This is a genomic window from Bradyrhizobium sp. S3.2.6 (assembly GCF_040546885.1).
In the GTDB taxonomy this organism is placed as follows: domain Bacteria; phylum Pseudomonadota; class Alphaproteobacteria; order Rhizobiales; family Xanthobacteraceae; genus Bradyrhizobium; species Bradyrhizobium cytisi.
The window spans coordinates 123,745-147,894 of record NZ_JBEPOS010000020.1 but is presented as its reverse complement, the minus strand read 5'-3'; the positions used below and the strand labels follow the sequence as shown (position 1 = coordinate 147,894).

Below are 24,150 nucleotides of genomic sequence, written 5' to 3'. Positions count from 1 at the left end.
GAAAGCGACCAGCGAAAGATTTGGCAGCTTGCGCTGCCAAAAAAAATGCGCTCGTCATCTTGACGACCGGCCGGCTAATGGGTGTCACCGTAATTCCGCACCGTAGTTCCGATTGACGCTCGGAGTTTCAGATCATGCTCGACATACCGAATGCGCCGAGCATATCGTTTTGAACAGAGCTGACGGCCTCGTTCAGCCGTTCTACTCCGAGATCCATGCCCTCGGGCATGACGACCGTCCGCAACGGGCGCCGTTCCGTGGCTTCGACCAGCCGCGCGATGGCATCGGCAACCAGCTGGGGTCGTGGCGGATTGGACGAATCGTGTGCCTGGCTCGAGCTGTCTTTGATTTGGCCCGGGATCGCCGCGACCGCACCGTATGATGCCAGCACGCCGTCGTCGGACGGCTCCGGACTGGATGGGAGCAGGTTGCTGGGGAATGCCCCTGGTTCGACGATCACCGAGTCGACGCCGAAGCTTGAAAGTTCGTAGCGATAGGACTCGGCGAGCGCCTCGAGCGCAAACTTGCTCGCGGAATAGACACCGAAGAAGGGAAAGATCAGTCGGCCCATCAACGACGTGACATGGACGAGAAGTCCGCTGCCGGCGGCGCGCATATGCGGCAGAACGGCGCGGTCGGCTCGCACGGCACCGAAGAAATTCACCGCAAATTGCCGTTCGATATCCGCGACCGTGTAGGCTTCCGTGACCCCGACGAACATGGTGCCTGCGTTGTTGATCAACGCATCGATTCTTCCATGTTGCTTGATGACATGGTCGATCGCCGCATTGACCGACGCCTCGTCGGCGACATCCATTTCGAGGACCTGCAGCACACGCCCTTCTGCTTTTGCCGCTTCGATGAGCTCGCTCCGGACTTGGCCATTTCGCCCTTCTACGTCTCGCATGGTCGCAACCACCGTATGACCCCGCCTCGCGAGCTCCAATGCCGTGAGTCTTCCAAAACCACTGCTCGTGCCGGTCACGACAACGATTTTTCCGTTCATCCTATGTCCCTTCGCTTCTGTCCAATAGCACCGACAGGTAGACAGACCTGTACGTACATTGCAACAGAAAAATAGACAGGGTAGTCTGTCTATACGCCTGAGGAGCTTGAGTCAGACCGAAATCGGAGCAGGACGTGCCGGAGATGATCGATTTGGAGGGACAGCCGCTTAACGCTCTCGCGCCGCGAGAACGGATACTGAAGACAGCGTCGGACCTGTTTTACCGGTTCAGCATCCACACTGTCGGGGTTGACCGCATCATCGCCGAAAGCGGCGTGGCCAAGATGACGTTCTACAAGCACTTTCCGTCGAAGGCGAACATGGTCGCTACCTACCTGCGACACCAGGACGCCGCCTGGTTTCAGATGCTCGCGGCCTCGACCGAAAAGCCTGGGCTATCACCGCTGGAGCGCGTCCTTGCCATTTTTGACGCGCTGGGCGAGGCTTTTCGATCGCCTTCTTTCCGCGGCTGTCCGTTCGTGAGGGGACTGGCCGAGTTCGGACCGGACGTTGATTCTCCGGACGTACAGGCCACCATCGCCGCTCATTTCAAGAGCTTGCGTGAATTTGTGGCGTCGCTCGTCGAGCCTTTGGCATTGAGCAAGCCTGAACAAGCCGTGCTCCAGATCCTGTCACTCATCCAAGGCGCGCTCGTGATCGCCCAATCGACACGCGATCCAGCCATAGCGCAGGCGAGCCGCGATGCAGCCAGACTGTTGCTCGAAGCTGCGTCGGTCTCATCATTTGAACCTGGAGGTCCGTCGGGCGGTGGGCGCACGACGCAACGCCCTACTCAAGCCGCGTGAATCCATCGTCGCTCCACCCCTCGCTCCCGACGCCATGGTGGACGAAAAACAGTCCGTCGGGATCGTAGCGGCGCTTGATCGCGAGCAGCCGCGCGTAATTGTCGCCCCAGAACGCTTTCTGCCAATCCGCCTGGAAGTAATCGCATTCGTTGACGTAGCAGCCGGTTTCGGGTGCGGCCGAGCGCAAACGCGCCATGGCCTCCTTGACATGCGCGCGGTGATCGACGCCCGCGGACAGGTTCGGCGCCGGCAAGCCGTCGAAGACCGGCGGCCCGGCGGCCGCAACGATCGCGAGTGCAAAAGCATCGACCACGTCGGGGTTCATCGGAGTGTCCTTCGCCGCCGCGATCGCTTCGGCCGGCGCGCCGGCGAGCCCCTTGTTGAAGTGGAACGCGACCGCCCACTGCCGGCTCGCCGCAAACCAGGCATCGACGAGGCGCGGCCGGTGCTCCTGATCGAGCAGGGAAAACGGCATCCATGCCGAGGTGTAGGCCTGCCAAAAGGCGCCGACCTGCTCGCCGTCGCCGGCCCACCAGAAGTCGGTCCATGGCGCGTCCCGCCGGTTATCGAAATTGACAACCGATCGCGCGAACAGCCGGTAGAGCCAGCCGTTCCAGAAGTAGCGCGCCGGCACGCTCGCGACGGAGAATGAGGCCTGGCCCTCGTAGTCCGCAGGATTGGCGTCGGCGAAGTCGAGCAATGGCTTGAAAGCCGCCCGGGCCTCGTCCTTGCCGATGCCCTGAAAGGTCATCGTCACCTGGAGACGATTGTCCGGACGCGCGCGTACCTGCTCGCCCCAATGTGGATTGCAAAGCGCGCTCGCATACAGCTCGATGAAGCGCCCAAGCAGCCGACGATAGGCCTCGTCGGAATGGGCACGAAGTGTGAGGCTCACGGCGCCGACCGTGTCGGGCAGCGGATGGGTCGCAAGCGTCAGCCGGGTCACGACCCCGAACGTGCCGCCGCCTCCACCCTTCAGGGCCCAGAACAGGTCCGGCTCGCGCTCCGCATTGACGGTGCGGACGGCGCCGTCCGCCGTCACGATCTCGGCTTCGAGAAGGCTTCCGGCTGCCGTACCGAATCTCTTGGAGAAGCTGCCGAATCCGCCGCCCTGGACGAGCCCTGCCACGCCCACGGTGGTGCAGCCGCCGCCCTGCACATAACGCCCCGCGCCGCCGGTCACCGTCTGGTAGGCGTGCAGCCACATCGCACCGGCGCCGACCGAGACCGCGGGGACGACCGCAGCGCCCGATCCGGCCGGGCTAAAGCCGTCGTGGACGGTGATGCTGTCCATCCTGCGCGTCCAGAGCAGGAGAGAATCCGGCGCGCACGACGCACCTAGATAACTGTGGCCTCGACCCTTCACGACGAGGCGCAGATTGTGGGCCGTGGCAAAGCGCACGGCTGCGGCCACGTCGGCTGCGGTCTCGGCCGCCACCATGTAGGCGCTGGGGACTGATCGCCATGCGTCGAGCCAGCCGGAGCTTTGGGTCAAGCCGGCTTGATCGCCGATCGCGAAAGGGTTTGCGAGCAGCGCTTTACCGTCGGGGCCATCCAGCCTTGGCATCACGACCTTCGAGAGCCGGCCGTTGGTGGCCGTCTTCAGCGCAGCCCAGTCGGATTCGCCAGGCCAACCAGGCATTCCCGGCCGGACGCGACCCGGTGTCACATTCGCAATGGCGTTGTGTGGGAACCAGGGCTGGAGGTCGGTTTGAAGTGCGATCATCGTCGCAATCCCGCCTTGTAGCAGACGTCTCCGGTGCATCAGTCATCTCCCCAAGGTCTGCACGTGCGGTCCCCGACGATCAGCCGGCTGTGCCAGGTCGAGATATCGACCTGTCGGAACCTGCCGACGCCGGAATCTGCCCGACACGTTCGGCCGCCGGAAAGCACGCAGTGACGGAACGCGATACGTCCGGGATCAGTGGCGACGGTGCGGGACGAATGGCGAGGCTACGGGGACGAGTCGCGCGGCACGCGGCCGTTCGGCTACGCGGACACGGCGGCAGGAGGAATTGCCGTTTCGTCTGGCGGATAGGTTTCCGGAATTACAGTGGTATCCCTCGCCACAACGCAACGCGTTCACGCGTACTGCGCAATGCCGTGGCCAAATGACCAGTTTTCCTTTGCGACCTCGACGAGGTTGATCACGACATCATCCGGGCGACCTTGCAACTGCGCCTGGTATTGCTCGACGATTCGCTTGTAGAAGGCCTTCTTGAGCTCGACCGGGCGGCCGGTGTTGAGCGTGATCTGAATGAAGACGAGATCGTCGCTGTAGTGATTGCCCAGATAACTGTCGGCATGGTTCAGGTCGGCGCGGTCGTGCTCCGTGATGACCTGGAATTTGTCGTCCTTCGGCACGTTGATCAGCTCGATCATGGCGTCATAGACGATCTCACCCAATTTCTTCCGATACTCGGGCGACTTGCCCTTCCTGAGATCGATGCGAACGAATGGCATGGTCGTACTCCTCTTCCGGGTTGTGGTTCTAGGGCGCGATCGTTGCGACCTATCTAGCGGCCGACCTTGAAGGCCTCACGTCCGGCGCCGTGATCTTGAACGTGATCTTGAAGATGGCGTTTCGGACCGACGTCCTTTGAAGCCGCTTTTGCATGGACAAGATACAATATCGCTCCTCCGGCCCCGGCGAGCCGCATTGAACTCGCCCGTTCCGCCCGCCATGTGTGGGGGACCGCTTGGAGCAAAACAATGAAGAAGCTTCTCACGTGTGTGGCGGCCATGGGCTGCCTGGTCGCCCTCCACTCCATCGCGCAGGCCCGCTCCGCATTCGACGGCTCCTGGGATCTCGTTTTCGTGACGCAAAGGGGCACTTGCGATCCGACCTATAATTTCACCGTCAACATCACCAACGGAATAGTTACACATCCGAACTTAATCAGGTTCAGAGGCTACGTGGCGCGTTCGGGCGCAGTTCGGGCGTCGGTAACAGTCCAGGACAAATTCGCGTCGGGCTCAGGCCGGCTCTCCAGTAATTCTGGCCGCGGGAGGTGGAGTGGCCATTCAGGAACCGCACGTTGCTCAGGCTATTGGACTGCGCAGCGAAATTGAGGCGCTGGGCCCAGCCTGGAGCTGGCCGCAAGGAGCCGAGGACGGTGCCGCGCCGAAGAACCCTGCTTTGAACAGGTTCCTCAACTCTTTGGCGTCCTTGGCTTTACGAAGATCACTCGTCTTCCACAAACAACCCCTTGCCATGGACGTACCAGTTTGCGCGCGACGCCCAATGTACGTGCCGGTCAGGTGTCACGCCAAGCGGATCATCGAAGGCGCCCGCGTAGATGATCACCTCACGGCCGCTGCGCATCAGATGCTGCATCGGGCGCGTTACTGCGCAACTGGTGTGCCGGCCGGGACATGAGCGCCCGACGCAATCCATTGGTCGTAGGTCTGGAACTTCACGCCGAGCATGTCGTACGAAACTCGCAGGTAGCCGTCGCTGCCGCGCAGCACCGCGGTGGGCATAATCGTCTGCACTTCCTGCGCCATCACGCCGACATGGGATTTGTTGCCGCCGTTGTAGGTGAAGCGATAGAAGCCGAGGCCGTTTTCGAGGTGACCGATCAGGAAGATGTCGTGCTTGAGCATCATGTCCGATCGCCGGACGACACGCCGGGTGGTCCGCCGTGCAACACCTCGCACGCCGACTACTGGTGCGACGACGGGCCCGACAACAGGTCGGGCGACGCAGCCTGCGCGGTAGACACCAGCGGCACAATAGACAACAGCATTTGCCTCGGGTGTCTCGATGGCCATGGTTGCGGAGAAGGCGGTAATGCCGAGCGCAGCGAGGAGGAACGAGCGCATCATTGTCTCCTTCGTTCAATTGTTGCTCGCAAAGGAATAAAGAATAGGATCAGATTTTCGCCCGGCGAGCAATTGTTCTCCGGGGCGATACCTTCCGCGCCTCAATTCACTATCCCCGCATCGCCAGATTGCGACAGAGATGCAGACTAACTATCGTCGCTGGCCCTCCCGGACAGGTTGTGCTAAAGAGAAAATACTTTGGGGTGCCGCATTGCAAGCGAAAGAGGCTCCTCAAGCGGCGCACCTTCAATTGCGCAATAGCTCTGTTTCTAGCGACCTTGTTTTGAGTCCTGCAGACGCCACGCAGCGTTTAATGCAGCTGGTCATGCACGTCCTCCTGCAAGCAATGCACGCCCTCGCGTTGGATCGAGAATGCTTCAATCAAAACCGCCGCGAGCTGTTTGAACGCATCTGGCATCGGCTTTGCTGCCCTTCTTCGTGTTGAATTCCCGCGGCGCCACGCAGCAAGGCAATACGCTGAGACCTTCAAATGTTCAGACCCTCGAACGCGATCATTCCGACGGTAAACATCGTGAATTGAACGAGGTCGCAAATCAGAGGTCGCCAAATCAGAAGAGGAGGATTCGACATGTTTCGGGGAATTCTGACGCTGACAATTTCTCTTTGCCTCGGCGCGGCGGCCGCGCCTGCCGCGCGGGCCGAGGGCGCTGCACCGGCCATCGCTGAACAAGAAGCGCATGCCATCGCGGTGGATGCCTATGTCTACTTTTACTCGCTGATGTCGATGGACGTCTCGAGAAAGCAATTCACCAACGGCACGACCGATTTCAGAGGTCCGATGAATACCTTTGTCAACGTGCCGGAATACCCCCCTGCCAATTTCAAGGGCGTGGTGCGATCGAACTTCGACACGCTGTATTCCGTCTCCTGGCTGAACATGACCAAGGAGCCCGTCGTCATCTCCGCACCGGATACAAATGGGCGCTACTATCTGCTGCCGATGCTCGACATGTGGACCGACGTCTTCGCATCGCCCGGCTGGCGAACGACGGGCACCAGGGCCGGCACGTTCCTGATCACGCCCCCGGGCTGGCGGCCCGATCTGCGCGACAGGTTCGCGGAAGAATTCAAGCTACCGAGCGACACCCAGCGCATCGAAGCGCCGACGCCCTATGTTTGGGTGATCGGCCGCACCAAGACGGATGGCCCGCCGGACTACGATGCGGTCCATAAGATTCAGGCCGGTTACAAGGTCACGCTCCTTTCCGAGTATGGCAAGACACCCAAGCCGGTCGAGTTCACGCCGGACCCAAGCGTCGACATGAAGACGCCGCCGAAGGTCCAGGTCGATACCATGTCGGCCGGCGTGTACTTCGCCAGCGCCGCAGAACTGCTCAAGCTTCACCCGCCGCACGTTACCGATGAGCCGATCATCGCCCAGATGAAGAAAATCGGCATCGAGCCCGGCAAGAGTTTTGACATCGGCAAGCTCGATCCGGTGTTGCAACGGGCGCTGGAGACTGCCCCGCAAGACGGCCAGAAGCTGATGGCCTGGAAAGTGCCGACACTGGCGCGGATCGCAAATGGCTGGTCGATGAACACCGATTCGATGGGTGTCTACGGTAACTACTACCTGAAGCGTGCCATCGTCGCCCAGCTCGGGCTGGGCGCGAACCTGCCTGAGGATGCCATCTATCCGCTCAATCTCGGCGACGAGACCAACAAGCCGCTGGATGGAGCCAACAAGTACACAGTTACGTTCGAGAAGGGCGCTGCCCCGCCAGTCGATGCCTTCTGGTCGATCACGCTATACGACCCGGAAGGTTTCCAGGTCGGCAATGCGCTCAACCGTTTTGCCGTGAGCAGCTGGATGCCGTTCAAGTACAACGCAGACGGGTCGCTCGATATATTCTTCCAGAACGAAAGTCCGGGCAAGGACAAGGATGCGAACTGGCTTCCGGCGCCGAAGGGACCCTTTAATCTGACCATGCGCCTCTACAGCCCGAGGTCCGATGCGCTGACCGGAAAATGGAATCCGCCGCCGGTCGTGAAGACGCAGGCGGGAACGGTGGGCTTGGCCCAATAAAGTTGATTTGAACGCCGGCGCTTTGCGCCGGCGTCCGACCGTACGAGCACAAACGTCCCTGGAAGACCGATCGTTAAAAGCGAGCGAGTTGATCCTCAGGAGCTTCAAATGTTGACCAAGCGCGAACTTCTTCGCACTGCTGCGACGACGACGATCACCCTTGCGGCGATAAGGTCCTTGCCGGCGTTTGCCCAGGCCAGCGCCGATCGACCTGACTTCCTGACGGCAAAAGACATTGCCGAAGCGGGCTTTATCTACGGCCTGCCGATCGTGATGAACTACGCCGTGATGTACGAGTACGCAGTTGATCGCAACTCCGGGCAGTTCAAGGCCCCGTTTAACCAGATCAAGAACGAACCCGACGTTTACACCTACAAGGACACCGCCGTCATCACGCCGAACAGCGACACGCCGTATTCGATCCTGTGGATGGATTTGCGGGCGGAGCCAATGGTTCTTTCGGTCCCGGCCGTGGACCCGAAACGCTACTACTCGATCATGCTCTGTGACGGCAACACCTACAATTACGGCTATGTTGGCAGCCGCGCCACCGGAAGCGAGGCCGGCGACTATATGGTTGTCGGGCCGAACTGGAGCGGAGCAACTCCGCCCGGGATCAAGAAGGTGTTTCGGTCGACCACGCAGTTTTCGGTGGCGGCCTATCGCACGCAGCTTTTCAATCCCGACGATCTCGAGAACATGAAGAAAGTCCAGGAGGGCTATAAGGCGCAGTCGCTTTCGGCCTATCTGAAACAGCCGACGACTGTTGCGGCAGCGGCCGTCGACTTTCCGAAGATCGACAAGGAGCTCGTGAAGACGAACTTCTTCGAATATCTCGACTTCGCGCTCCAGTTTGCCCCCGCTCAGGACAACGAAAAGGACATTCGCGCGCAGCTTGCGACCATCGGCGTTGGCTCGGGCAAAACCTTCAATTTCAAGGACCTTCCGATGGAGCAGAAGCTCGAAATCGGCCTGGGCATGAAGGAGGGCGAACGAAAGATCGAAGAGGCCGTCGCAAAGGCCGGCAAGGAGGTCAACGGCTGGCGGATCAGTTCGCTGTTTGGCGACAGCGCTTTCTTCAATGGCGACTGGCTGAAGCGGGCGGCCGGCGCAAAGGCAGGGATATACGGCAACGATGCCGCGGAGGCGACCTATCCGATGACGCGCGCCGACGTCGATGGTCAAACCCTCGACTGTGCCGGGCGCAACTACTCGCTAACGTTCCCGGCCGGTCAGCTGCCCCCAGTGAATGCGTTCTGGTCGGTGACGATGTACGACGGCAAGACGCAGTTGCTGATCGAAAACCCGATCAACCGCTATCTCATCAATTCGCCGATGCTGCCCGCAATGAAGACGAACGCCGACGGGTCACTGACAATCTATATCCAGAACAAATCGCCCGGTGCCGACAAGGAAGCCAACTGGCTGCCGGCTCCTGACGGCTCGGTTTACCTGGCGATGCGGCTCTACTGGCCGAAGGCCCAAGCACCGTCGATCCTGCCTCCGGGCGAAGGGATGTGGCAGCCGCCGGGCGTGAAGCTGGCCTTGTAGAGATAGTGGGATGGGAGGCGTGAAGTGAAATACCTCGTCCTCCTCGCCTGCGTTGCTGCCATGCGATCTCCAGCCAATTGGGGCAGACAAATGACGCGCGACACATCCAAATGGAAATCTCGCAAATGGAAATCTCGGCGCTGGCTCACCCACTCAGGTCTCAGTGCTGCAATGGTGCTGCTCGGCTGGATGTCCGAGGCGGCATACGCGGATGAGAGCGGTGTTTCGTACTGGCTCCCGGGCCGGTTCAGCAGCCTCGCGGCAACGCCCGGGGTGCCGGGCTGGTCCATGGCCGAGGTCTATTATCATACCTCCGTATCGGCATTCGGCGCCGCAGCTGCGGCACGAGAGGTTCAGATCGGCAGATTCCCTGCCACGGTGAACGTCGACCTGAATCTTCGCCTCAATGCGCAGGCCGATCTGGTACTTCTCAACCCTACCTACACGTTCGCGACGCCGGTGCTGGGCGGACAATTGGCGATCGGCATGACCGGCCTGTTCGGTCGATCCAGTGCCGACCTCAACGGCACGCTTACAACCGGTTTCGGACCATTCGCAGCAACCCGGATGGGCAGCTTTGGCGATTCGATTACCTCGGTCGGCGACCTCTACCCACAGCTGACACTGAAGTGGAACGCAGGCGTTCACAACTTCATGGCTTATGTGACGGGAGACGTTCCCGTCGGCGCCTACGATCCAAACCGCCTTGCCAATCTCGGCATAGGCCACGGCGCCATCGATGGCGGCGGCGGTTACACCTACTTCAATCCGCAAGCGGGGCACGAATTTTCGGTCGTCGCGGGATTTACCTACAATTTCAAGAACAACGACACGCAATATCAGAACGGCACTGATTTTCACGTCGACTGGGGCGCTTCCCAGTTTCTCTCGAAGCAGGTCTTCGTCGGCCTGGTAGGATACGCCTATCAGCAGATCACCGACGACTCCGGACAACACCCGATCCTCGGTGGTTTCCGGTCGCGGGTCGTAGGCGTGGGCCCACAGGTTGGCTTTCTGTTTCCGGTTGGCGACATGCAAGGATATCTCAATCTGAAGGGATACGGCGAATTCGCGGCCGAAAACCGGCCGGCGGGCTGGAATACCTGGCTGACCTTTTCGATTTCTCCAACAGCGCCCACCGGCACAGTGACGCCGACGCGGCGAATTGTGACGAAATAGGTTCAGAAGACTAGCAGTTGGCAAGGGCCTAGGCGGGGCCTGGCCTGAATGCAACGGGCGCGCGACGCCGAGAAGGATGGCATTCATGTATAACTCGCGTACGTCAATCTTGCTGGCCGCGGTTGTTCTTTTCAGCCCACTTGCGCGGGCACAACATGCGCCGGCAACGCTCGTCGCCTCCGAACAACCGCAGGAGATGCTGGCGGCGCAGATCCGCACGCAAGGGTTCGCATGTGACAAGTCGCTTGGTGCGGCGCGAGACAAGAAGCGCTCCAGGCCGGACTACGTGGTCTGGGTACTGAAGTGCAGCAACGCGACGTACCGGATAGCACGCGCGCCCGATATGGCCGCGAAGATCGAGCGCGTTCGATAACGATCGGAATCTTCCCATCCGCTTGCGCTTCTGCTCCTCTCCGCATTGTGTCAGAGGACTTCCAGGTTTCTAGCTGTGAAGTTGCCAGCACCGTCGCCGCGCCGATGCTGTCCGGCTAATTCGCGCAGAGGCCGCTCGCGGAGCCGATCGTGCCATGATGCCATCATGCCCCTGTTTTGCCCGACGGGTCAACTGGATTTCGTAAAATCCGCATCGCGCCGCTTCGCTGAGCCGTTTGGCAATTCTGTCAGCCACTTGGCTACTGTGCATGGGGTTGTTTTCGACGTTTCGGTTTGCCCGCCTCACGGGGCAGCGCTCGTCGGGCCGTCAGTGACGCTTGAAATATTGCACGTCGCGCTCGTGCTTCTCGGCCGCCGCACGGCTCTTGAAGGTGCCGAGGTTGCGGCGCTTGCCGGTCTTGGGATTCACCTTGCGCGAATAGAGCCGGTATTCGCCGGATGCGAGCTTGCGGATCATGGTTGCGCCTCCTGCTTGACGTGATGTCAACGGCCCCTGCCCGCGCAAGTTCCTTTTCCAACCCGCCCGCAACAATCTCGCCTGCGACATGAAGTGAGCAGGATCGCTTTCTAGAAGCACAGCGTGGTGACGAGCTTGCCCTGCTTGTCCTTGATCGCATAGGGACAGCGGATCCGCTCCAGCGCCTTCTTGGCATCCTCGTCGCCGAGCGCGGCCGCACGCTCGTAATAGGCCTTTGCGGCGTCCTTGTCCTTTGGACCGCCGCGGCCTTCCTGCGCGAAGGCGCCCATCCGCTCCAGCGCGCCGGGATGGTTTTGCGCCGCCGCCTTCTCGAACAGCGCGCGCGCCGCGACGTCGTCCTTCTCCCCGCCATTGCCGCTGGCAAGCATCAGGCCGAGTTGGTACTGCGCCTCCGCATTGGTCTCGGCGGCCTTGCCGAGCAGCGTGCGCGCCTGCGCAGGGTCCGCGGGAGCGCCACCGCCTGCGCTGCCGAGCGCTGCGAGGTTGGAGACGCCGCGGGGGTTGCCGGCCTGCGCCGCCTTCTCGAACAATTTTCGCGCCTGCGCCTCGTCCTTCGCGATACCGGAGCCGTTGCCATAGGCGACGCCGAGCTCGACCATCGCAGCACTGGAGCCCTTGTCGGCCGCCTTGCGCCAGGCGGCGATCGCCTCAGCCGTCTGCCGGTTGGCCGCATAGGCACGCCCGAGCGCGAACATCGCGCGGCGCGATGAGCTTGCCGCCTGCTTGCAGAATTTGATCGCGGTCGCGAGGTCGGAGGCGGCGATGTCGGGCACGCCCTTCACGTCGGCCGGCTTGTCGGGATCGCTGGGGTCGGCGGCGACACGGTCGCACAGGACGAGATCGGCCGATTGCGCGTGCGCGGCGACGGGCGCGCCAAGCGCGACGAGGATGGCAAAGAGACAGATCCGCATAGCCACCACGTTGCGTCCGCGTGCCGGCGATTTCAAGGCTCGAGTCCTGACCGGCGCAACACGGGCACGACCTCCGGCGATGCCAGATAGCGCAGCAGCGCCTCGGCCGCTTCGGCCTGTTTCGCATCCACCATGCGTCCGGCGGAGAACACGGCCGGCGTCTGCAAATCGTGCGGGACCGGACCGATCACCTCGATGCCCTCGACCTGCTTCAGCTCGCTGATCTGCTGCACGGCGAGGTCGGCCTCGCCGCTGACGAGCCGCTCGGCCGTAAAGCCCTGCTCAACGATGGTCGCCTTGGCGTTGATCTCGGCGGCAATGCCGATGCGCGCGATCAGCCGGGCAAAGTACACGCCGCTTGCGCCGAGCCGCGAATAGGCAATGGATCGCGCCGCGAGCAGCGTCTTGCGCAGCGCAGCCTCATTGGCGATGTCGGGATGCGGCGCGCCTTTTCGCACGGCGAGGCCGACATAGGAGCGCGCCAGGTCGGCTGCGGTGTCCGCGATCACCCGGCCCTCGCCGATCATCTCGTCGAGCCCTTCGCGCGTGAGGATCACGAGGTCGGCGGCCTCGCCGGCGCGCAAGCGCTTCAGCAGCGCCAGCGTCGGCGCGAAGTCGGCATCGACGTGAATGCCTCTCGCGGTCTCGAACGCGGAGGACAGGCTGCGCATCGCGCCCATCAGGCCGAGCGTCGAGAGCATGCGAATTTTTTCCATGTGCAGTTTCCTGTGACGCTCAGGCGCGATGCATCAGCTTCAGCGCCGCCGTCAGGCGCAGGCTGCGCTTGCCGGCAAGCGCGGTCGCCTCCAGCACCGCCTCCTCGCCGTCATAGCTGCCGGAGAAGCCGATGCCGACCTCGTGGCCGCCAAAGATCGGATCGTCCTTGGCGAGCGTGTGCTCCTGGTTGAGGATCTGCCCCTTCCAGCGGCCGTTCGCGGCGGTGTAGCTGCCGAGGTAATAGAACGACGCATCGCCGCCGAGGATGCGGCCGCGGTTGAGCAGCATCACGCCGGTGAGCCCGCCGTCGACGCCGTCGAGCATGCGCAGGTGAATCGAGTAGAGGCCGTCGACGATGCCGGCCTCGCCGACGCCGCCGGCGATCGGCACCTCGTCTTCAGTGATCGGCGTCATCAGCGACTGGAAGGCCACGCCGGGCAGCTCCTTGAGCTCGCCCTTGAAACGGTAGAGATCGCCGTCGGCAAAACCCTTCGCGATCAGCGTCGCATCATCGGTGCCGGCCATGGCGCGGTAGGTCGGATCGGGGTTGTGGCGAACGGTCTTGATGACGATGTCGACGCCGTCCGCGGTCTTCGCGTAGGTGCCGATATGGGCGAACGCCGAATTGCCGCCGAGCATCGTGCCATTGCCGGCATGCATCACGCTCCGGCCGACGCTATCGCCGAGCTGAAATCGTACCTTGTAGAAGCCTTCAAACACCAGCCGTGTCCCCGGCCCCGCGCGCATCCTGCAGGCACTCTATCCCGATTTGGCCTGACATGGACAGGCCGGCATGGCCGCCAGACCCACAACAAGCGCTGTCATCGGAATGCAAAAATCCGCCGGAGCCTTGCAGCTCCGGCGGATTTAAAAAGCCAACCCGGGCCAGCCCCCAGCCCGGGCCGGGAGGATCTTTAAGCCGCGGCCTTCTTGTCAGCCGGGACGGACGCGATCGTCTTCAGGATCTGCGAAGCGATCTGGTATGGGTCGCCCTGCGAGTTCGGACGGCGGTCTTCCAGATAGCCCTTGTAGCCGTTGTTGGCGAAGGAGTGCGGCACGCGGATCGAGGCGCCACGGTCAGCAATGCCGTAGCTGAACTTGTTCCACGGCGCGGTCTCGTGCTTGCCGGTCAGACGCTTGTCGTTGTCCGGGCCGTAGACGGCGATGTGGTCCATCAGGTTCTTGTCGAATGCCGCCATCAGCGCCTCGAAGTACTCCTTGCCGCCGACCGTACGCATGTACTCGGTGGAGAAGTTGGCGTGCATGCCGGAGCCGTTCCAGTCGGTGTCGCCGAGCGGCTTGCAGTGGAACTCGATGTCGACGCCGTACTTCTCGGTCAGGCGCAGCATCAGGTAGCGGGCCATCCACATTTCGTCAGCGGCCTTCTTGGAGCCCTTGCCGAAGATCTGGAATTCCCACTGGCCCTTTGCGACTTCCGCGTTGATGCCTTCGTGGTTGATGCCGGCCGCGAGGCAGAGGTCGAGATGCTCTTCGACCATCTTGCGCGCGATGTCGCCGACGTTCGAGTAGCCGACGCCGGTGTAGTACGGGCCCTGCGGCGCCGGATAACCGGAGGCCGGGAAGCCGAGCGGACGGCCGTCCTTGTAGAAGAAGTATTCCTGCTCGAAGCCGAACCACGCACCCTCGTCATCGAGAATTGTGGCGCGCTTGTTGGTCGAGTGCGGGGTCTTGCCATCGGGCATCATGACTTCGCACATCACCAGCACGCCGTTGGTGCGGGCACCGTCCGGAAACACCGCGACCGGCTTCAGCACGCAATCCGAGCTGTGGCCTTCGGCCTGCTGGGTGGAGGAGCCATCGAAGCCCCAGAGCGGAAGCTGTTCGAGCGTCGGGAACGACGCGAATTCCTTGATCTGAGTTTTGCCGCGCAAGTTCGGAGTCGGCGTATATCCGTCGAGCCAGATGTACTCGAGCTTATACTTGGTCATTGAGCCTCTCTGTAGATGATGCGAAAGGTGGGGTTGAGAGCCCCCGCACGTTTGTACCCGGCCATCATCGGCCGGCCCTTTACAAGCATTTAACGTGCCAAAAGGCCGCAGCGCGGGAGGTTGTCCACCGCGACCGGAACCGGCCCGCCACCGCAAAGCCGTCCACAGCGACCTGCGTCATAGCCGCGCACCTTCGCGTGAAGCTGCAGTGCAAAAGTCCCGCGGAAAACGCCTGATTCTGGAGCACGCGGGCCCCTGCCGCAGGCTGCCGATGAAACGCGCATCAACGTCCGGCAACTTTCGCAAAGCCCCGATCCCTGCCTAGCAACCTTTGGAATGGCCCACGCGTTAGTCACCAACACGCTGCCTTGGGGGGTGCAGACAGTCGACTGCCCACAAAATAGGCGAGATCTGATTTCGTTTTCAGCACTTTCCAATTCGGGATGCGCGGTCGATATGGGGAGTCCAGTAACCACAATCGAACGAGTCGGGCGCACCATGGAGGCCAAGGCGCTTCGACCGAGGAGCAAATCGAAATGATGAACAATGGACTGAGTCACGGATCTGCGAAGATCTATCAATTCCCCGTCGGGGGCCGCGCGGCTCTCGCCGGGCGCCGCTATGGCGACACCCGCTTTCCCGCCGATCACGCTTCGCTTCCCGCGAACGTCTCGATCTGCAGCGACAGCTGGTACCACCAGGACGCGGTCGACGAAGCAAAGCCCAAATGGGAACGTTAATGCCGGTGCCTGGTTTGAAACCGCCGCGCTCTTTCAAGCGCTCAGCGGAAGTTTGAAAAAGGGTCGAAACAATGAGGTTTCGACCCTTTTTGATTCCGCACATGATTGCGGGCTCAGATCATCGCGCAGGCCGTCACCGGCCGCATCAAATGCTTGACCATGGTCGCCCCGGTCTTGCCGACCGATGATTGCCCCCTGTAATGGTCCGTCGGCAACATAACAAAAAGAAGCTCCCATGTCGGACTCTCCTGCCCGTCACCTCGTTTTGCAAGGCGCCAGCAATTTTCGCGACCTCGGCGGTTACGCCACAAGTGACGGTCGCAGCACGCGCTGGCGCCACATCTTCCGCTCCAACCATCTCGGCCAGCTCACCGCTGAAGACATCGCGATCGTGCGCGCACTCGGCGTCAGAAGTGCGTTCGACTTCCGCGGCGTCGAGGAGCGCGCGGCCGGCATTTGCGTCGTCAACGAGATCACGGTGCATTCGCTACCGATCGAGCCGACGGTGGTGGCTTCATTGCGCACCGAGCTCGCCAGGGGCGCGCTGACGGGACCGGTCGCGCTTGAGCTCATGCGCGAGTCCTATCGCAACTATGTCCGCCACAACACGCACAGCTTCCGCATGCTGTTCGGCCATCTCCTACAGGACCGCGCTCCGCTCGTGATCCATTGCACCGCCGGCAAGGACCGCACCGGCTTTGCCAGCGCGCTGATCCTGCATGCGCTCGGCGTGCCCGAGGAGGTCATTGCGGAGGATTATCTGCTGACCAATCGCCACTACAAGCGCGACGCGTCGAGCGTCTCCGATCTGCCCGCCGACGTCCTCGACGCCATCGGCTCGGTCAATGCCTCCTATCTGGACGCGGCTTTCGAAGCTGTCGGCCGCGACTATGGCGATGTCGAAACTTACCTGCGCGACGGCCTTAAGCTCGGCGCAGCCGAGCAGACCGCGCTGAAGGAGCGCTATCTTCAGGCGTGAGCGACGCCGGGCGCCTCACGCCGTCGGAGTTGCGGCCTTAATGATGGAATTGGTCAGCGCGAGCGATACCTGCATGGTACTCCAATTGCTCTGATGCAGCTTCAGATCATCCTCCGGATCCAGCAGCTGCTCGAACGAAGCGTTGTTTAGCACGTGCCAGTGGCGCATTAGCGCCCAGCGCTGGAACAGATTGACCTTGGCGTCCTCCGCCGCGGTTCGGATCGCCGAAACCATCTTCTCCGCAAGATCGGCGTTGTCGTCGAACAGCATGGCCGTCACGTATTGCGGGTCGATCAGGACAACATCCATGGTCAGGTGACCGCGCAGGAGCGCCAATCCCCCGATGATGTTCGCGACCACTTCGTCGAAGTTGAACTCCTTCTGGCGAAAGACCGCATTGGTTCCGACCTGCCAGAGCACCAGAGAAGGATTGTCAGCAAAGATATCGTCTTTGAACCGAGCCACTTCCAATGGCGCTTCTTGGCCGCCCTGGCCACGGTTGAACACGTCGACCCGGATGTTCGGATGCGGATCGTCATCCTTGTAGTGCTTTCTCAAATACAGCTCGAGCCGCGCGGGATAGGGAACGACATTGCGAAGTCCCGCAGTCGATGACGACCCCATCGCCACGACGCGCACGGGGCCCCTTCCGTTCAACGCGGCCCGGAAATTCTCCAGGGGATGCTTCAAATCAACGATCTCAGGGGGACAATCGACAGTCGGCAATTCGTCAGACATGAACCAAACCTCCGCGCCGCCATCTAAAGTTGCAGCAATCATTCAGCCTTGATGCCGCCGCCATTGCAAGTCCAATTCGCCTCACGCAATAGTCGGCGCGAATTGAGACGACGGAGAGTATCGTGCAAGGAAAAATCATTGTGGGGACCGGCGCGCTCGGCGCGCTTGGCAAGGTTGTCGCCGACGTCGCGCAATCACGCGGCGCGCGGGTCGCCGGCATCGATCACGCGCCCTCTCAACTGCCGGCGACGGCCGAGCGCATCGAGATCGGCGGCGTCGACCTGTCCGACCCGGCGCAGGCGAAGACGGCGGTGGATGCCGCCGCAAATCATTTCGGCAGGCTGGACGCCCTGGTCAATATCGCCGGCGGCTTTGCCTTCGAGACCGTTGGCGACGGCGACATCAAGACATGGCACCGCATGCATGCGCTGAACGTGCTGACGGCCCTCAACGCCTCGCACGCGGCACTGCCGCATCTTGCTTCTTCAAAGGCGGGTCGCATCGTCAACATCGGCGCCATGGGCGCGCTGCAGGCTGGCGCCGGCATGGGGTCCTACGCGGCATCGAAGGCGGGCGTGCACCGCCTCACCGAGGCGCTCGCCAACGAATGGAAGAGCAAGATCACGGTGAACGCGGTGCTGCCGTCGACCATCGACACCAAGGCGAACCGCGCCGACATGCCGAAAGCCGACTTCGCCAAATGGGTGACGCCGCAGGAGCTTGCCGAGGTGATCCTGTTCCTCGTGAGCGACGCAGCGAGCGGCGTCACCGGTGCGCTGATTCCGGTGAGCGGACGGGTGTGATCAATCCGGCACCAGCAGCCGCAGATTGCCCTTGAAACGGATGCTCTGCTTGCCCGCGAGCGCCATGCCTTCGCCATAGGCGGTCTCGTCGGTGTAGGTGCCGCTGAAGCCGATGGTGACGACCTTGCGACCCCATACGGGGCGCTCGTCGAACGAGGGCGAATGCTCCTCGTTGGTCAGCTCGCCCTTCCACTTGCCGTCGGCGGAGGTGTAGCTGCCATGGGCAAAGAAAAAGGAATCGCCGCCGCGCATGGTGCCGTCACGCAGCACATAACGCCCTGATTGCCGCCCTGCACGCCATCCAGCATCTCGATCCGGATGTGATAAAGCCCGTTCCTGATCGTCATATTCGCGCGCGCCCGCCTGTTCCGCGCGCAGGGGTATAGCTGGCTTGACCGCGTCCGGGCAAATGTGCCGGCAGCCCGAGTCCCATCCGGGCTAAACTGGCCGCAACTGATTCTTCTTCTTCGATCGGAAACTCACTGTGGAAACCGCGCTCTATCTCCCCGTCAAACGCTTCCTCGAAGAGCTCGGCTTCTCCGTGAAGGGCGAGATCGGCGGCTGCGATCTCGTGGGCCTGAGCGCCGGAGATCCGCCGGTGGTGGTGATTGGCGAGCTCAAGCTCGCCTTCAATCTCGAGCTGATTCTGCAGGCGGTCGATCGCGCGCCGGCGGGCGACGAAGTCTGGATCGCCGCAAAGATGTCGATCCGCGGTAAGGGCCGCGAGAGTGACGCACGTTATCGCAATCTGTGTCGGCGCCTCGGCTTCGGTATGCTCGGGGTGACCGACAACGGCCAGGTCGAGGTGCTCGTGAAGCCACCGACGGCAGTCCCCCGCCGCGAGCCGAAGACGCGCTCGCGGCTCGTGGCCGAGCATCAGCGCCGCCAAGGGGATCCCGTGCTCGGCGGCAGCACGCGCGCGCCGATCATGACGGCGTACCGGCAGCAGGCGCTGGCCTGCGCATCGGAGCTTGCCGCAGGCCCGCGCCGCGTGCGCGAATTGCGCGAGCGCTGCCCCGATGCCGGCAAGATCTTGCTTAACAATGTGTATGGCTGGTTCGAGCGCGCCGACCGGGGAATCTACGGGCTTACGGAGGCAGGACAGACGGCGCTCAAACGCTGGCCGCAGCAACGGGCTACGATCGAGGCCGGTGTCGCGTCACCGCCATGACATCCGACCGGTGCATAGCTGAGATGCCACACCGATTTCATATTGCAATGCAGCATCTCAGGCACTAGGTATCCCGGCATCAAAACGAGGCCGTTATGAACGCAGACTGGAATACCAAATATGGCACGCGGCGCGTGCGCCACGATCCGCCCACCCTGGACGAGGCGATCTTCGCCGCCATCGGCATCACCGACGACCAGGAGCAGCAGGCCGAGATCGCCGCAGCGCTGATGGGCATGCCGCTCGAAACCGTTCAGGCCGAGGTCAAGAAGCAGGCGCGCACCAACAGCCGCATCACTGCGACGCGCGTGATCGCCGGCGAGCAGGGTGCGCAGCGCTCCGTGGTGGTCGAACGCCGTGTCATCCGTCGCTTCGGCAACGACAAGCGCACCGGCACCTGAGCGCTCATTCCTTGGCTCCAATAAAACAGCGGACCGGCCTTGCCGGTCCGCTTTTTGATTCAGGCCTTTGAATTTCAGGTCTCTTGATTTCAGGCTGCGCGATTGCCGTACATGCTGGAGATCAGCTTCCAGCAGGTCGAGTTGAAGTTGAGAATCGCGCGGCCGGCCTTGAACGGCGCCGCTGCGAGCTCAGCGAGCTCGGCCTCGGGCGTCTTGCCAAGATCGATCGTGCCGGTGGACTCACCATGTCGGAACTGCAGATGCGCACCGAACTTCTTGGCGAGCGCCCGCATGGCGTGATTCTCCGCTCCCGTGGTGATGCGCAGGCTCTTGTAGCCCTTCCAGCGCGCTTCCGCGATCAGGCGGCTGAACAGCACGGTGCCGACGTTCTGGCGGCGGGCGGAGGCTTCCACGCTGAAGGCGACCTCAGGCAACGAATCGCCCTCCGGCGGATGCAGCTCGGCCGCACCACGAACCACGCCATCGACGATATAGGCGACGATCACGGTGCCATCCTCGGCGCAGCGGGCGGCGTAACGCTCGATGAAGCTGTCGTCGAGAAAACCGTTAAAGCGATCATGCCGGCTTTCGGCATCGAGCCTGAGCAGGTGATCGCGCAACAGCGGCAATTCTTCCTGCTGGATCAGGGTCCGCACATAGCCCGGAGCGGTGCGGACGGTGTCTTCAAGTACCACGTCAAAACTCCTCTTGGTGTCCCTCGAGGAGGCGTTCGAATCCCTAGGCCTCCAATATTGTGCGTCGCAGCAAATTTTTCAAGACGGGAACCTGCTCAAGTTTGAGGCAGCGAGAACGACTAATTCGTTAACAAAATCAAGCCTCCGTAGTTTTTACAGGACCAGCTGGGTCTGGGTCACGATAGCGATCAGCTTGCCATCCCCGGTCTCCAGCCGAGTGGTCCAGACCTGGGTCCGCCGGCCCCTATGGACCGGCGTGGCAATGGCGACGACCGTAGTTCCCTCCTTCGCCCCGCCGATGAAATTGGTCTTGCTCTCCAGGGTGGTCGTGCCCTTTGCGTCCTCCGGCAGGTTGATCACGGTTGCGGCTGCGCCGACGGAATCGGCGAACGCCATCACCGCGCCGCCGTGGACGGTGTGATGCAGGGTACAGAGATCGGGCCTGACAATCATCCGTGCCACCACGCGATCCTTCTCCGCTTCGACGAACTCGACGCCCTTGAGCTCGGCAAACGGCATCTTCATCGCTTTAACTTTCTCAAGCGGCGTCATCGGATCTCCTCCCAATTCGTTCTGTTCTCAAGGTGAAATGCACAGTGCGGCAAAGCAATGACGCCCGAGGTAATGGTTATCGTGACACGGCCGAGGCACTTGCTCATATGGTTTTGTCGCCGATCATCCTGCAACCGGGACCGGCGGCGTTGACCGACCGGCTCGATGCGATCGTGATGGCGTTGTGGGGCGAGCGCAGCTCCATCATCCGTCATTGCGAGCGTAGCGCGCTGCGCTCGCAATGACGGTTGAGGCAGCATTCGTCCCTCACGTTACCGCATTGACGACCTGATACTCCGGCCGCCGCCACACCTCGCCTGCGATTACGTCCTCGATGATCTCGGCCGCCTTCATGACTTCCGCCTCGCCGATATACAGCGGCGTGATCCCGAACCGCATGATGTCAGGCGCGCGGAAATCGCCGATGAGGCCGCGGGCGATCAGGGCCTGCATGGCGGCGTAGCCGCCCTCGAAGGCGAACGAGACTTGCGAGCCGCGGCACTCGTGCGCACGCGGCGTGACCAGCTTCAAGGGGGGGCAGCGGCGTTCGACCTCAGCGATCAACAGATCGCCGAGCGCCAGCGAGCGGGCGCGGACCTCCTCGACGTCAATCCGATCCCAGATATCGAGCGAAGCCTCCAGCGCCGCCATCGCCAGCACGGGCGGCGTGCCGACACGCATGCGCTCGACGCCGCCCGCGGCAGCATAGCCAAGCTCAAATGCGAAGGGCTTTGCGTGCCCCATCCAGCCGGACAGTGCGGTGCGTGCGCTGTCGGCGTGACGCGGGGCGACATAGAGGAAAGCCGGCGCGCCCGGGCCGGCATTGATATATTTGTAGGTGCAGCCGGCCGCAAAATCGGCACCACAGCCGGCGAGATCGACCGGCAGTGCGCCGGCCGAGTGGGCGAGATCCCAGACCGTGACGATGCCAAGCTCATGCGCCTTTGCGGTCAGCTTCGCCATGTCGTGACGGCGGCCGGTGCGGTAGTCGACCTCGGTGATGTACAGCACCGCAATCTCTTCCGACAGCGCGGCCTCGACCTCCTCGGGCGCCACCAGACGCAATTGATGGCCTCGCCCGAGCGTCGCGATCAGGCCTTCGGCCATGTAAAGATCGGTCGGGAAATTGCCGGTGTCCGACAGGACGCCCTTGCGCGATGCATTCATGTCGAGCGCGGCGGCGAGCGCTTGATAGACTTTGAGCGACAGCGTGTCGCCGACCATGACCGACCCCGCCTTCGCGCCGATCAGCCGCGCGATGCGGTCGCCAACGTGGCGCGGCTGCGCATACCAACCGGCGCTGTTCCAGGCGCGGATCAACTCGTTGCCCCACTCCGCCATAATGACGCGGTTGACGCGCTCGGCGACGCCAAGCGGCAATGCACCGAGCGAATTGCCGTCGAGATAGATCACGCCGTCAGGGAGATGAAAGAGCGCCTTGGTGTCGTCGTAGACGCGAAGCCTGGTCATGGACACATCTCTACAAAATGGTGCGCACGCGCCAGAGCTCGGGAAATAGCTCGACCTCCAGCATGCGCTTGAGATAGCTGACGCCGCCGGTGCCGCCGGTGCCACGCTTGAAGCCGATGACCCGCTCGACCGTCGTCACATGGTTGAACCGCCAGCGGCGAAAATAGTCCTCGAAATCGACCATTTTCTCGGCGAGCTCGTAAAGCATCCAGTGCGTCTCCGGCGCCTCGTAGACGATACGCCAGGCCTGCAGCACGCCCTCATTGAAGCTGTGGGTCTCGCGGACATCGCGCGAGAGCACAGCGGCCGGCATCTTGAGCCCGTTGCGATCGGCGAGCCGCAGCACCTCGTCATAGAGGCTCGGCGTCGCAAGCTCGTCCTCGAGCAGCTTCGTCGTCTCGGCATCGTGCGCGTGCGGCTTGAGCATGGCGTGGTTGCGGTTGCCAAGCAGATATTCGATCAGCCGGTACTGCCGCGACTGGAAACCTGATGATTGCCCGAGCTGCGAGCGAAAGCGCGTGTATTCGCTCGGTGTCATCGTGCGCAGCACGTCCCAGGCGCCGTTGAGCTGCTCGAAGATGCGCGACATCCGCGCCAGCATCTTCATCGCGGGCTGCACCTCGTCTTTGGCGATGGCGCGGCGTGCGGCGCTGAGTTCGTGGATGGCAAGGCGCATCCACAGCTCCGTGGTCTGATGCTGGATGATGAACAGCATCTCGTCATGCGCTTCGGAGAGCGGATGCTGTGCACCGAGGATCGCATCCAGCGCCAGATAGTCGCCATAGGACATGCGTCGGGCGAATTCGGTCTCGGCGCCTTCGCTTGAAGGATCGTAATCGCTGGACGTCATGGCAGGCCCTCTCGATCGATCATCCCTTTGCGCCCCGTCAGTCGAGGCCGATCAGGCGCGCGGTGATCGGCGACGACGGATCCCTAAGCGCATCGATCACGGTAAAATGGTTGAGCCCGGGATCGACGACGAGACGCGTCGGCACGTCAAAGCCGGTCCAGACGTTGGCGAACAAGTCGGACTGGCGGATGAACTCGGGCCGCTCACTGCCGCCGACCCAGGCGGTCAGAGGCGAATGTCCGCGTGGCAGATGCAGCGCCGCGCTTTCGAGCGTCGCCTCCTCCATGGTCATGCGCAGTGTCTCGTTCATCCTGGTCTTGAGCAGCGGCCGCAGATCGTGCAGCCCGCTGATCGAGAGCGTGCCGGCGATGCGGTTGAAGACGGCGGGCTCGAGCCGGCTGTCGTCGCAGAGCATGCGCGTCACGAGATGCCCGCCGGCGGAGTGGCCCGCCAGCCGGATCGGCCCCGCGACGAGCGAGGCCGCTGTCGCTATCGCGGCGGTGATTTCGGCGGTGATGCCGGAGATGCGCGCGGCCGGCGTCAGCGTGTAGCTCGGCAGTGCTACCGCCCAGCCATGGTGGCGCGCACCTTCGGCGAGATCAGTCCAGGTCGATTTGTCGAAGCGCATCCAGTAGCCACCGTGCACGAACACGACGAGGCCCTTGCAGTCGCCGTCGGGCAGGATCAGGTCAAAACGCTGGCGCTCACCGGAACCGTAGGCGATGTCGGAACGAAAACCCTTCAGCCCGCCCCGGTAAGCCGCCGCCCGCTCCGCCCATTGCGCCGGCATCTTATCCGAGCCCGGGATATGGGCCGAATTGGCGTAAGCGTCATCCCAATCGCGCATCGTGACTCCGAGGACCCGCCCAGCGAACCCAGCGCCAGTCTG

29 protein-coding genes are annotated in these 24,150 nt (G+C 62.4%); 11 read left to right on the top strand and 18 right to left on the bottom strand.

What is annotated here, in order from left to right:
* Window positions 1-127 precede the first annotated feature (127 nt).
* Entirely contained in the window at window positions 128-1,006 is an 879-nt protein-coding gene (locus tag ABID58_RS28655; protein ID WP_354036172.1) for an SDR family oxidoreductase, read from the bottom strand.
* Between the two features lie 143 nt (window positions 1,007-1,149).
* Here ABID58_RS28655 and ABID58_RS28650 point away from each other — a divergent pair, with 143 nt between their 5' ends.
* Window positions 1,150-1,812, top strand: a complete 663-nt coding sequence (locus ABID58_RS28650) for a TetR/AcrR family transcriptional regulator (RefSeq protein ID WP_354036186.1) — start codon at window positions 1,150-1,152, stop codon at window positions 1,810-1,812.
* Here the strand turns inward: ABID58_RS28650 and ABID58_RS28645 are convergent.
* The 4 genes from ABID58_RS28645 to ABID58_RS28630 form a co-directional block, all read right to left on the bottom strand.
* The gene (locus tag ABID58_RS28645) at window positions 1,796-3,538 is read right to left on the bottom strand and encodes an FAD-binding oxidoreductase (RefSeq protein ID WP_354036170.1); all 1,743 of its coding nucleotides are present in this window, start codon (window positions 3,536-3,538) and stop codon (window positions 1,796-1,798) included. The two genes, ABID58_RS28650 and ABID58_RS28645, sit on opposite strands and share 17 nt — an antisense overlap.
* Window positions 3,539-3,894: 356 nt before the next feature.
* Window positions 3,895-4,275, bottom strand: a complete 381-nt coding sequence (locus ABID58_RS28640) for a tautomerase family protein (protein ID WP_354036168.1) — start codon at window positions 4,273-4,275, stop codon at window positions 3,895-3,897.
* Between the two features lie 721 nt (window positions 4,276-4,996).
* Complete coding sequence (locus tag ABID58_RS28635) at window positions 4,997-5,149, bottom strand: GFA family protein (RefSeq protein ID WP_246230022.1); 153 nt, start codon at window positions 5,147-5,149, stop codon at window positions 4,997-4,999.
* 8 nt (window positions 5,150-5,157) lie between these two features.
* Window positions 5,158-5,640, bottom strand: a complete 483-nt coding sequence (locus ABID58_RS28630) for a tail fiber domain-containing protein (protein WP_354036166.1) — start codon at window positions 5,638-5,640, stop codon at window positions 5,158-5,160.
* Between the two features lie 586 nt (window positions 5,641-6,226).
* Here ABID58_RS28630 and ABID58_RS28625 point away from each other — a divergent pair.
* From ABID58_RS28625 to ABID58_RS28610, 4 genes are all read left to right on the top strand, one after another.
* Entirely contained in the window at window positions 6,227-7,684 is a 1,458-nt protein-coding gene (locus ABID58_RS28625; RefSeq protein WP_354036165.1) for a DUF1254 domain-containing protein, read from the top strand.
* 108 nt (window positions 7,685-7,792) lie between these two features.
* Complete coding sequence (locus tag ABID58_RS28620; RefSeq protein WP_354036163.1) at window positions 7,793-9,235, top strand: DUF1254 domain-containing protein; 1,443 nt, start codon at window positions 7,793-7,795, stop codon at window positions 9,233-9,235.
* Between the two features lie 171 nt (window positions 9,236-9,406).
* Complete coding sequence (locus tag ABID58_RS28615; RefSeq protein ID WP_354036184.1) at window positions 9,407-10,414, top strand: SphA family protein; 1,008 nt, start codon at window positions 9,407-9,409, stop codon at window positions 10,412-10,414.
* A gap of 85 nt (window positions 10,415-10,499) precedes the next feature.
* Entirely contained in the window at window positions 10,500-10,787 is a 288-nt protein-coding gene (locus ABID58_RS28610) for a hypothetical protein (RefSeq protein WP_354036162.1), read from the top strand.
* 327 nt (window positions 10,788-11,114) lie between these two features.
* Here ABID58_RS28610 and ABID58_RS28605 read toward each other — a convergent pair whose 3' ends face one another.
* The 5 genes from ABID58_RS28605 to ABID58_RS28585 form a co-directional block, all read right to left on the bottom strand.
* Complete coding sequence (locus ABID58_RS28605) at window positions 11,115-11,264, bottom strand: hypothetical protein (protein WP_084292415.1); 150 nt, start codon at window positions 11,262-11,264, stop codon at window positions 11,115-11,117.
* 110 nt (window positions 11,265-11,374) lie between these two features.
* On the bottom strand, window positions 11,375-12,196 hold the full coding sequence (locus tag ABID58_RS28600; protein WP_354036182.1) for a tetratricopeptide repeat protein: 822 nt from the start codon (window positions 12,194-12,196) through the stop codon (window positions 11,375-11,377).
* 32 nt (window positions 12,197-12,228) lie between these two features.
* The gene (locus ABID58_RS28595) at window positions 12,229-12,912 is read right to left on the bottom strand and encodes a substrate-binding domain-containing protein (protein ID WP_354036161.1); all 684 of its coding nucleotides are present in this window, start codon (window positions 12,910-12,912) and stop codon (window positions 12,229-12,231) included.
* Between the two features lie 19 nt (window positions 12,913-12,931).
* On the bottom strand, window positions 12,932-13,633 hold the full coding sequence (locus ABID58_RS28590; protein ID WP_354036160.1) for a GrlR family regulatory protein: 702 nt from the start codon (window positions 13,631-13,633) through the stop codon (window positions 12,932-12,934).
* 194 nt (window positions 13,634-13,827) lie between these two features.
* Window positions 13,828-14,862, bottom strand: a complete 1,035-nt coding sequence (locus ABID58_RS28585) for a glutamine synthetase beta-grasp domain-containing protein (protein WP_148753007.1) — start codon at window positions 14,860-14,862, stop codon at window positions 13,828-13,830.
* Between the two features lie 536 nt (window positions 14,863-15,398).
* Here ABID58_RS28585 and ABID58_RS28580 point away from each other — a divergent pair.
* Entirely contained in the window at window positions 15,399-15,602 is a 204-nt protein-coding gene (locus ABID58_RS28580) for a DUF2735 domain-containing protein (protein WP_080137849.1), read from the top strand.
* A 33-nt stretch (window positions 15,603-15,635) separates the two neighbouring features.
* Here ABID58_RS28580 and ABID58_RS28575 read toward each other — a convergent pair whose 3' ends face one another.
* Complete coding sequence (locus ABID58_RS28575; protein WP_354036159.1) at window positions 15,636-15,839, bottom strand: hypothetical protein; 204 nt, start codon at window positions 15,837-15,839, stop codon at window positions 15,636-15,638.
* Here ABID58_RS28575 and ABID58_RS28570 point away from each other — a divergent pair.
* Window positions 15,838-16,581 carry a tyrosine-protein phosphatase gene (locus ABID58_RS28570; protein ID WP_354036157.1) on the top strand — a complete coding sequence of 248 codons (744 nt, stop codon included), beginning with the start codon at window positions 15,838-15,840 and terminating at the stop codon, window positions 16,579-16,581. The genes ABID58_RS28575 and ABID58_RS28570 overlap by 2 nt on opposite strands.
* Before the next feature lie 15 nt (window positions 16,582-16,596).
* On the opposite strand, the gene ABID58_RS28565 is transcribed toward ABID58_RS28570, so the two are convergent.
* Entirely contained in the window at window positions 16,597-17,361 is a 765-nt protein-coding gene (locus ABID58_RS28565; RefSeq protein WP_246230020.1) for an SGNH/GDSL hydrolase family protein, read from the bottom strand.
* Between the two features lie 80 nt (window positions 17,362-17,441).
* Here ABID58_RS28565 and ABID58_RS28560 point away from each other — a divergent pair, with 80 nt between their 5' ends.
* A complete protein-coding gene (locus ABID58_RS28560) occupies window positions 17,442-18,122 on the top strand; it encodes an SDR family oxidoreductase (protein WP_354036155.1) in 681 nt (226 codons plus the stop codon).
* On the opposite strand, the gene ABID58_RS28555 is transcribed toward ABID58_RS28560, so the two are convergent.
* Complete coding sequence (locus ABID58_RS28555; protein ID WP_354036154.1) at window positions 18,123-18,392, bottom strand: hypothetical protein; 270 nt, start codon at window positions 18,390-18,392, stop codon at window positions 18,123-18,125.
* A gap of 214 nt (window positions 18,393-18,606) precedes the next feature.
* Here ABID58_RS28555 and ABID58_RS28550 point away from each other — a divergent pair, with 214 nt between their 5' ends.
* Window positions 18,607-19,293 carry a DUF2161 domain-containing phosphodiesterase gene (locus ABID58_RS28550; RefSeq protein ID WP_354036152.1) on the top strand — a complete coding sequence of 229 codons (687 nt, stop codon included), beginning with the start codon at window positions 18,607-18,609 and terminating at the stop codon, window positions 19,291-19,293.
* Between the two features lie 95 nt (window positions 19,294-19,388).
* A complete protein-coding gene (locus ABID58_RS28545; protein WP_148753002.1) occupies window positions 19,389-19,694 on the top strand; it encodes a hypothetical protein in 306 nt (101 codons plus the stop codon).
* Window positions 19,695-19,783: 89 nt separating this feature from the next.
* Here the strand turns inward: ABID58_RS28545 and ABID58_RS28540 are convergent, their stop codons facing one another.
* A complete protein-coding gene (locus ABID58_RS28540; RefSeq protein WP_354036150.1) occupies window positions 19,784-20,389 on the bottom strand; it encodes a GNAT family N-acetyltransferase in 606 nt (201 codons plus the stop codon).
* A gap of 153 nt (window positions 20,390-20,542) precedes the next feature.
* Window positions 20,543-20,941 carry a PaaI family thioesterase gene (locus tag ABID58_RS28535; RefSeq protein WP_148753000.1) on the bottom strand — a complete coding sequence of 133 codons (399 nt, stop codon included), beginning with the start codon at window positions 20,939-20,941 and terminating at the stop codon, window positions 20,543-20,545.
* Window positions 20,942-20,985: 44 nt separating this feature from the next.
* Between ABID58_RS28535 and ABID58_RS28530 the strand changes: the two genes are divergently transcribed.
* Entirely contained in the window at window positions 20,986-21,186 is a 201-nt protein-coding gene (locus ABID58_RS28530) for a hypothetical protein (RefSeq protein ID WP_354036189.1), read from the top strand.
* A 22-nt stretch (window positions 21,187-21,208) separates the two neighbouring features.
* On the opposite strand, the gene kynU is transcribed toward ABID58_RS28530, so the two are convergent.
* From kynU to ABID58_RS28515, 3 genes are read right to left on the bottom strand one after another with little or no spacing between them, the layout of a single operon-like run.
* On the bottom strand, window positions 21,209-22,411 hold the full coding sequence (gene kynU, locus ABID58_RS28525) for a kynureninase (protein WP_187435042.1): 1,203 nt from the start codon (window positions 22,409-22,411) through the stop codon (window positions 21,209-21,211).
* Between the two features lie 10 nt (window positions 22,412-22,421).
* Entirely contained in the window at window positions 22,422-23,261 is an 840-nt protein-coding gene (gene kynA, locus ABID58_RS28520; RefSeq protein ID WP_354036148.1) for a tryptophan 2,3-dioxygenase, read from the bottom strand.
* Window positions 23,262-23,298: 37 nt separating this feature from the next.
* Window positions 23,299-24,108 (bottom strand): hormone-sensitive lipase, encoded by an 810-nt coding sequence (locus tag ABID58_RS28515; RefSeq protein ID WP_354036146.1) that lies wholly within the window; start codon window positions 24,106-24,108, stop codon window positions 23,299-23,301.
* Window positions 24,109-24,150 lie beyond the last annotated feature (42 nt).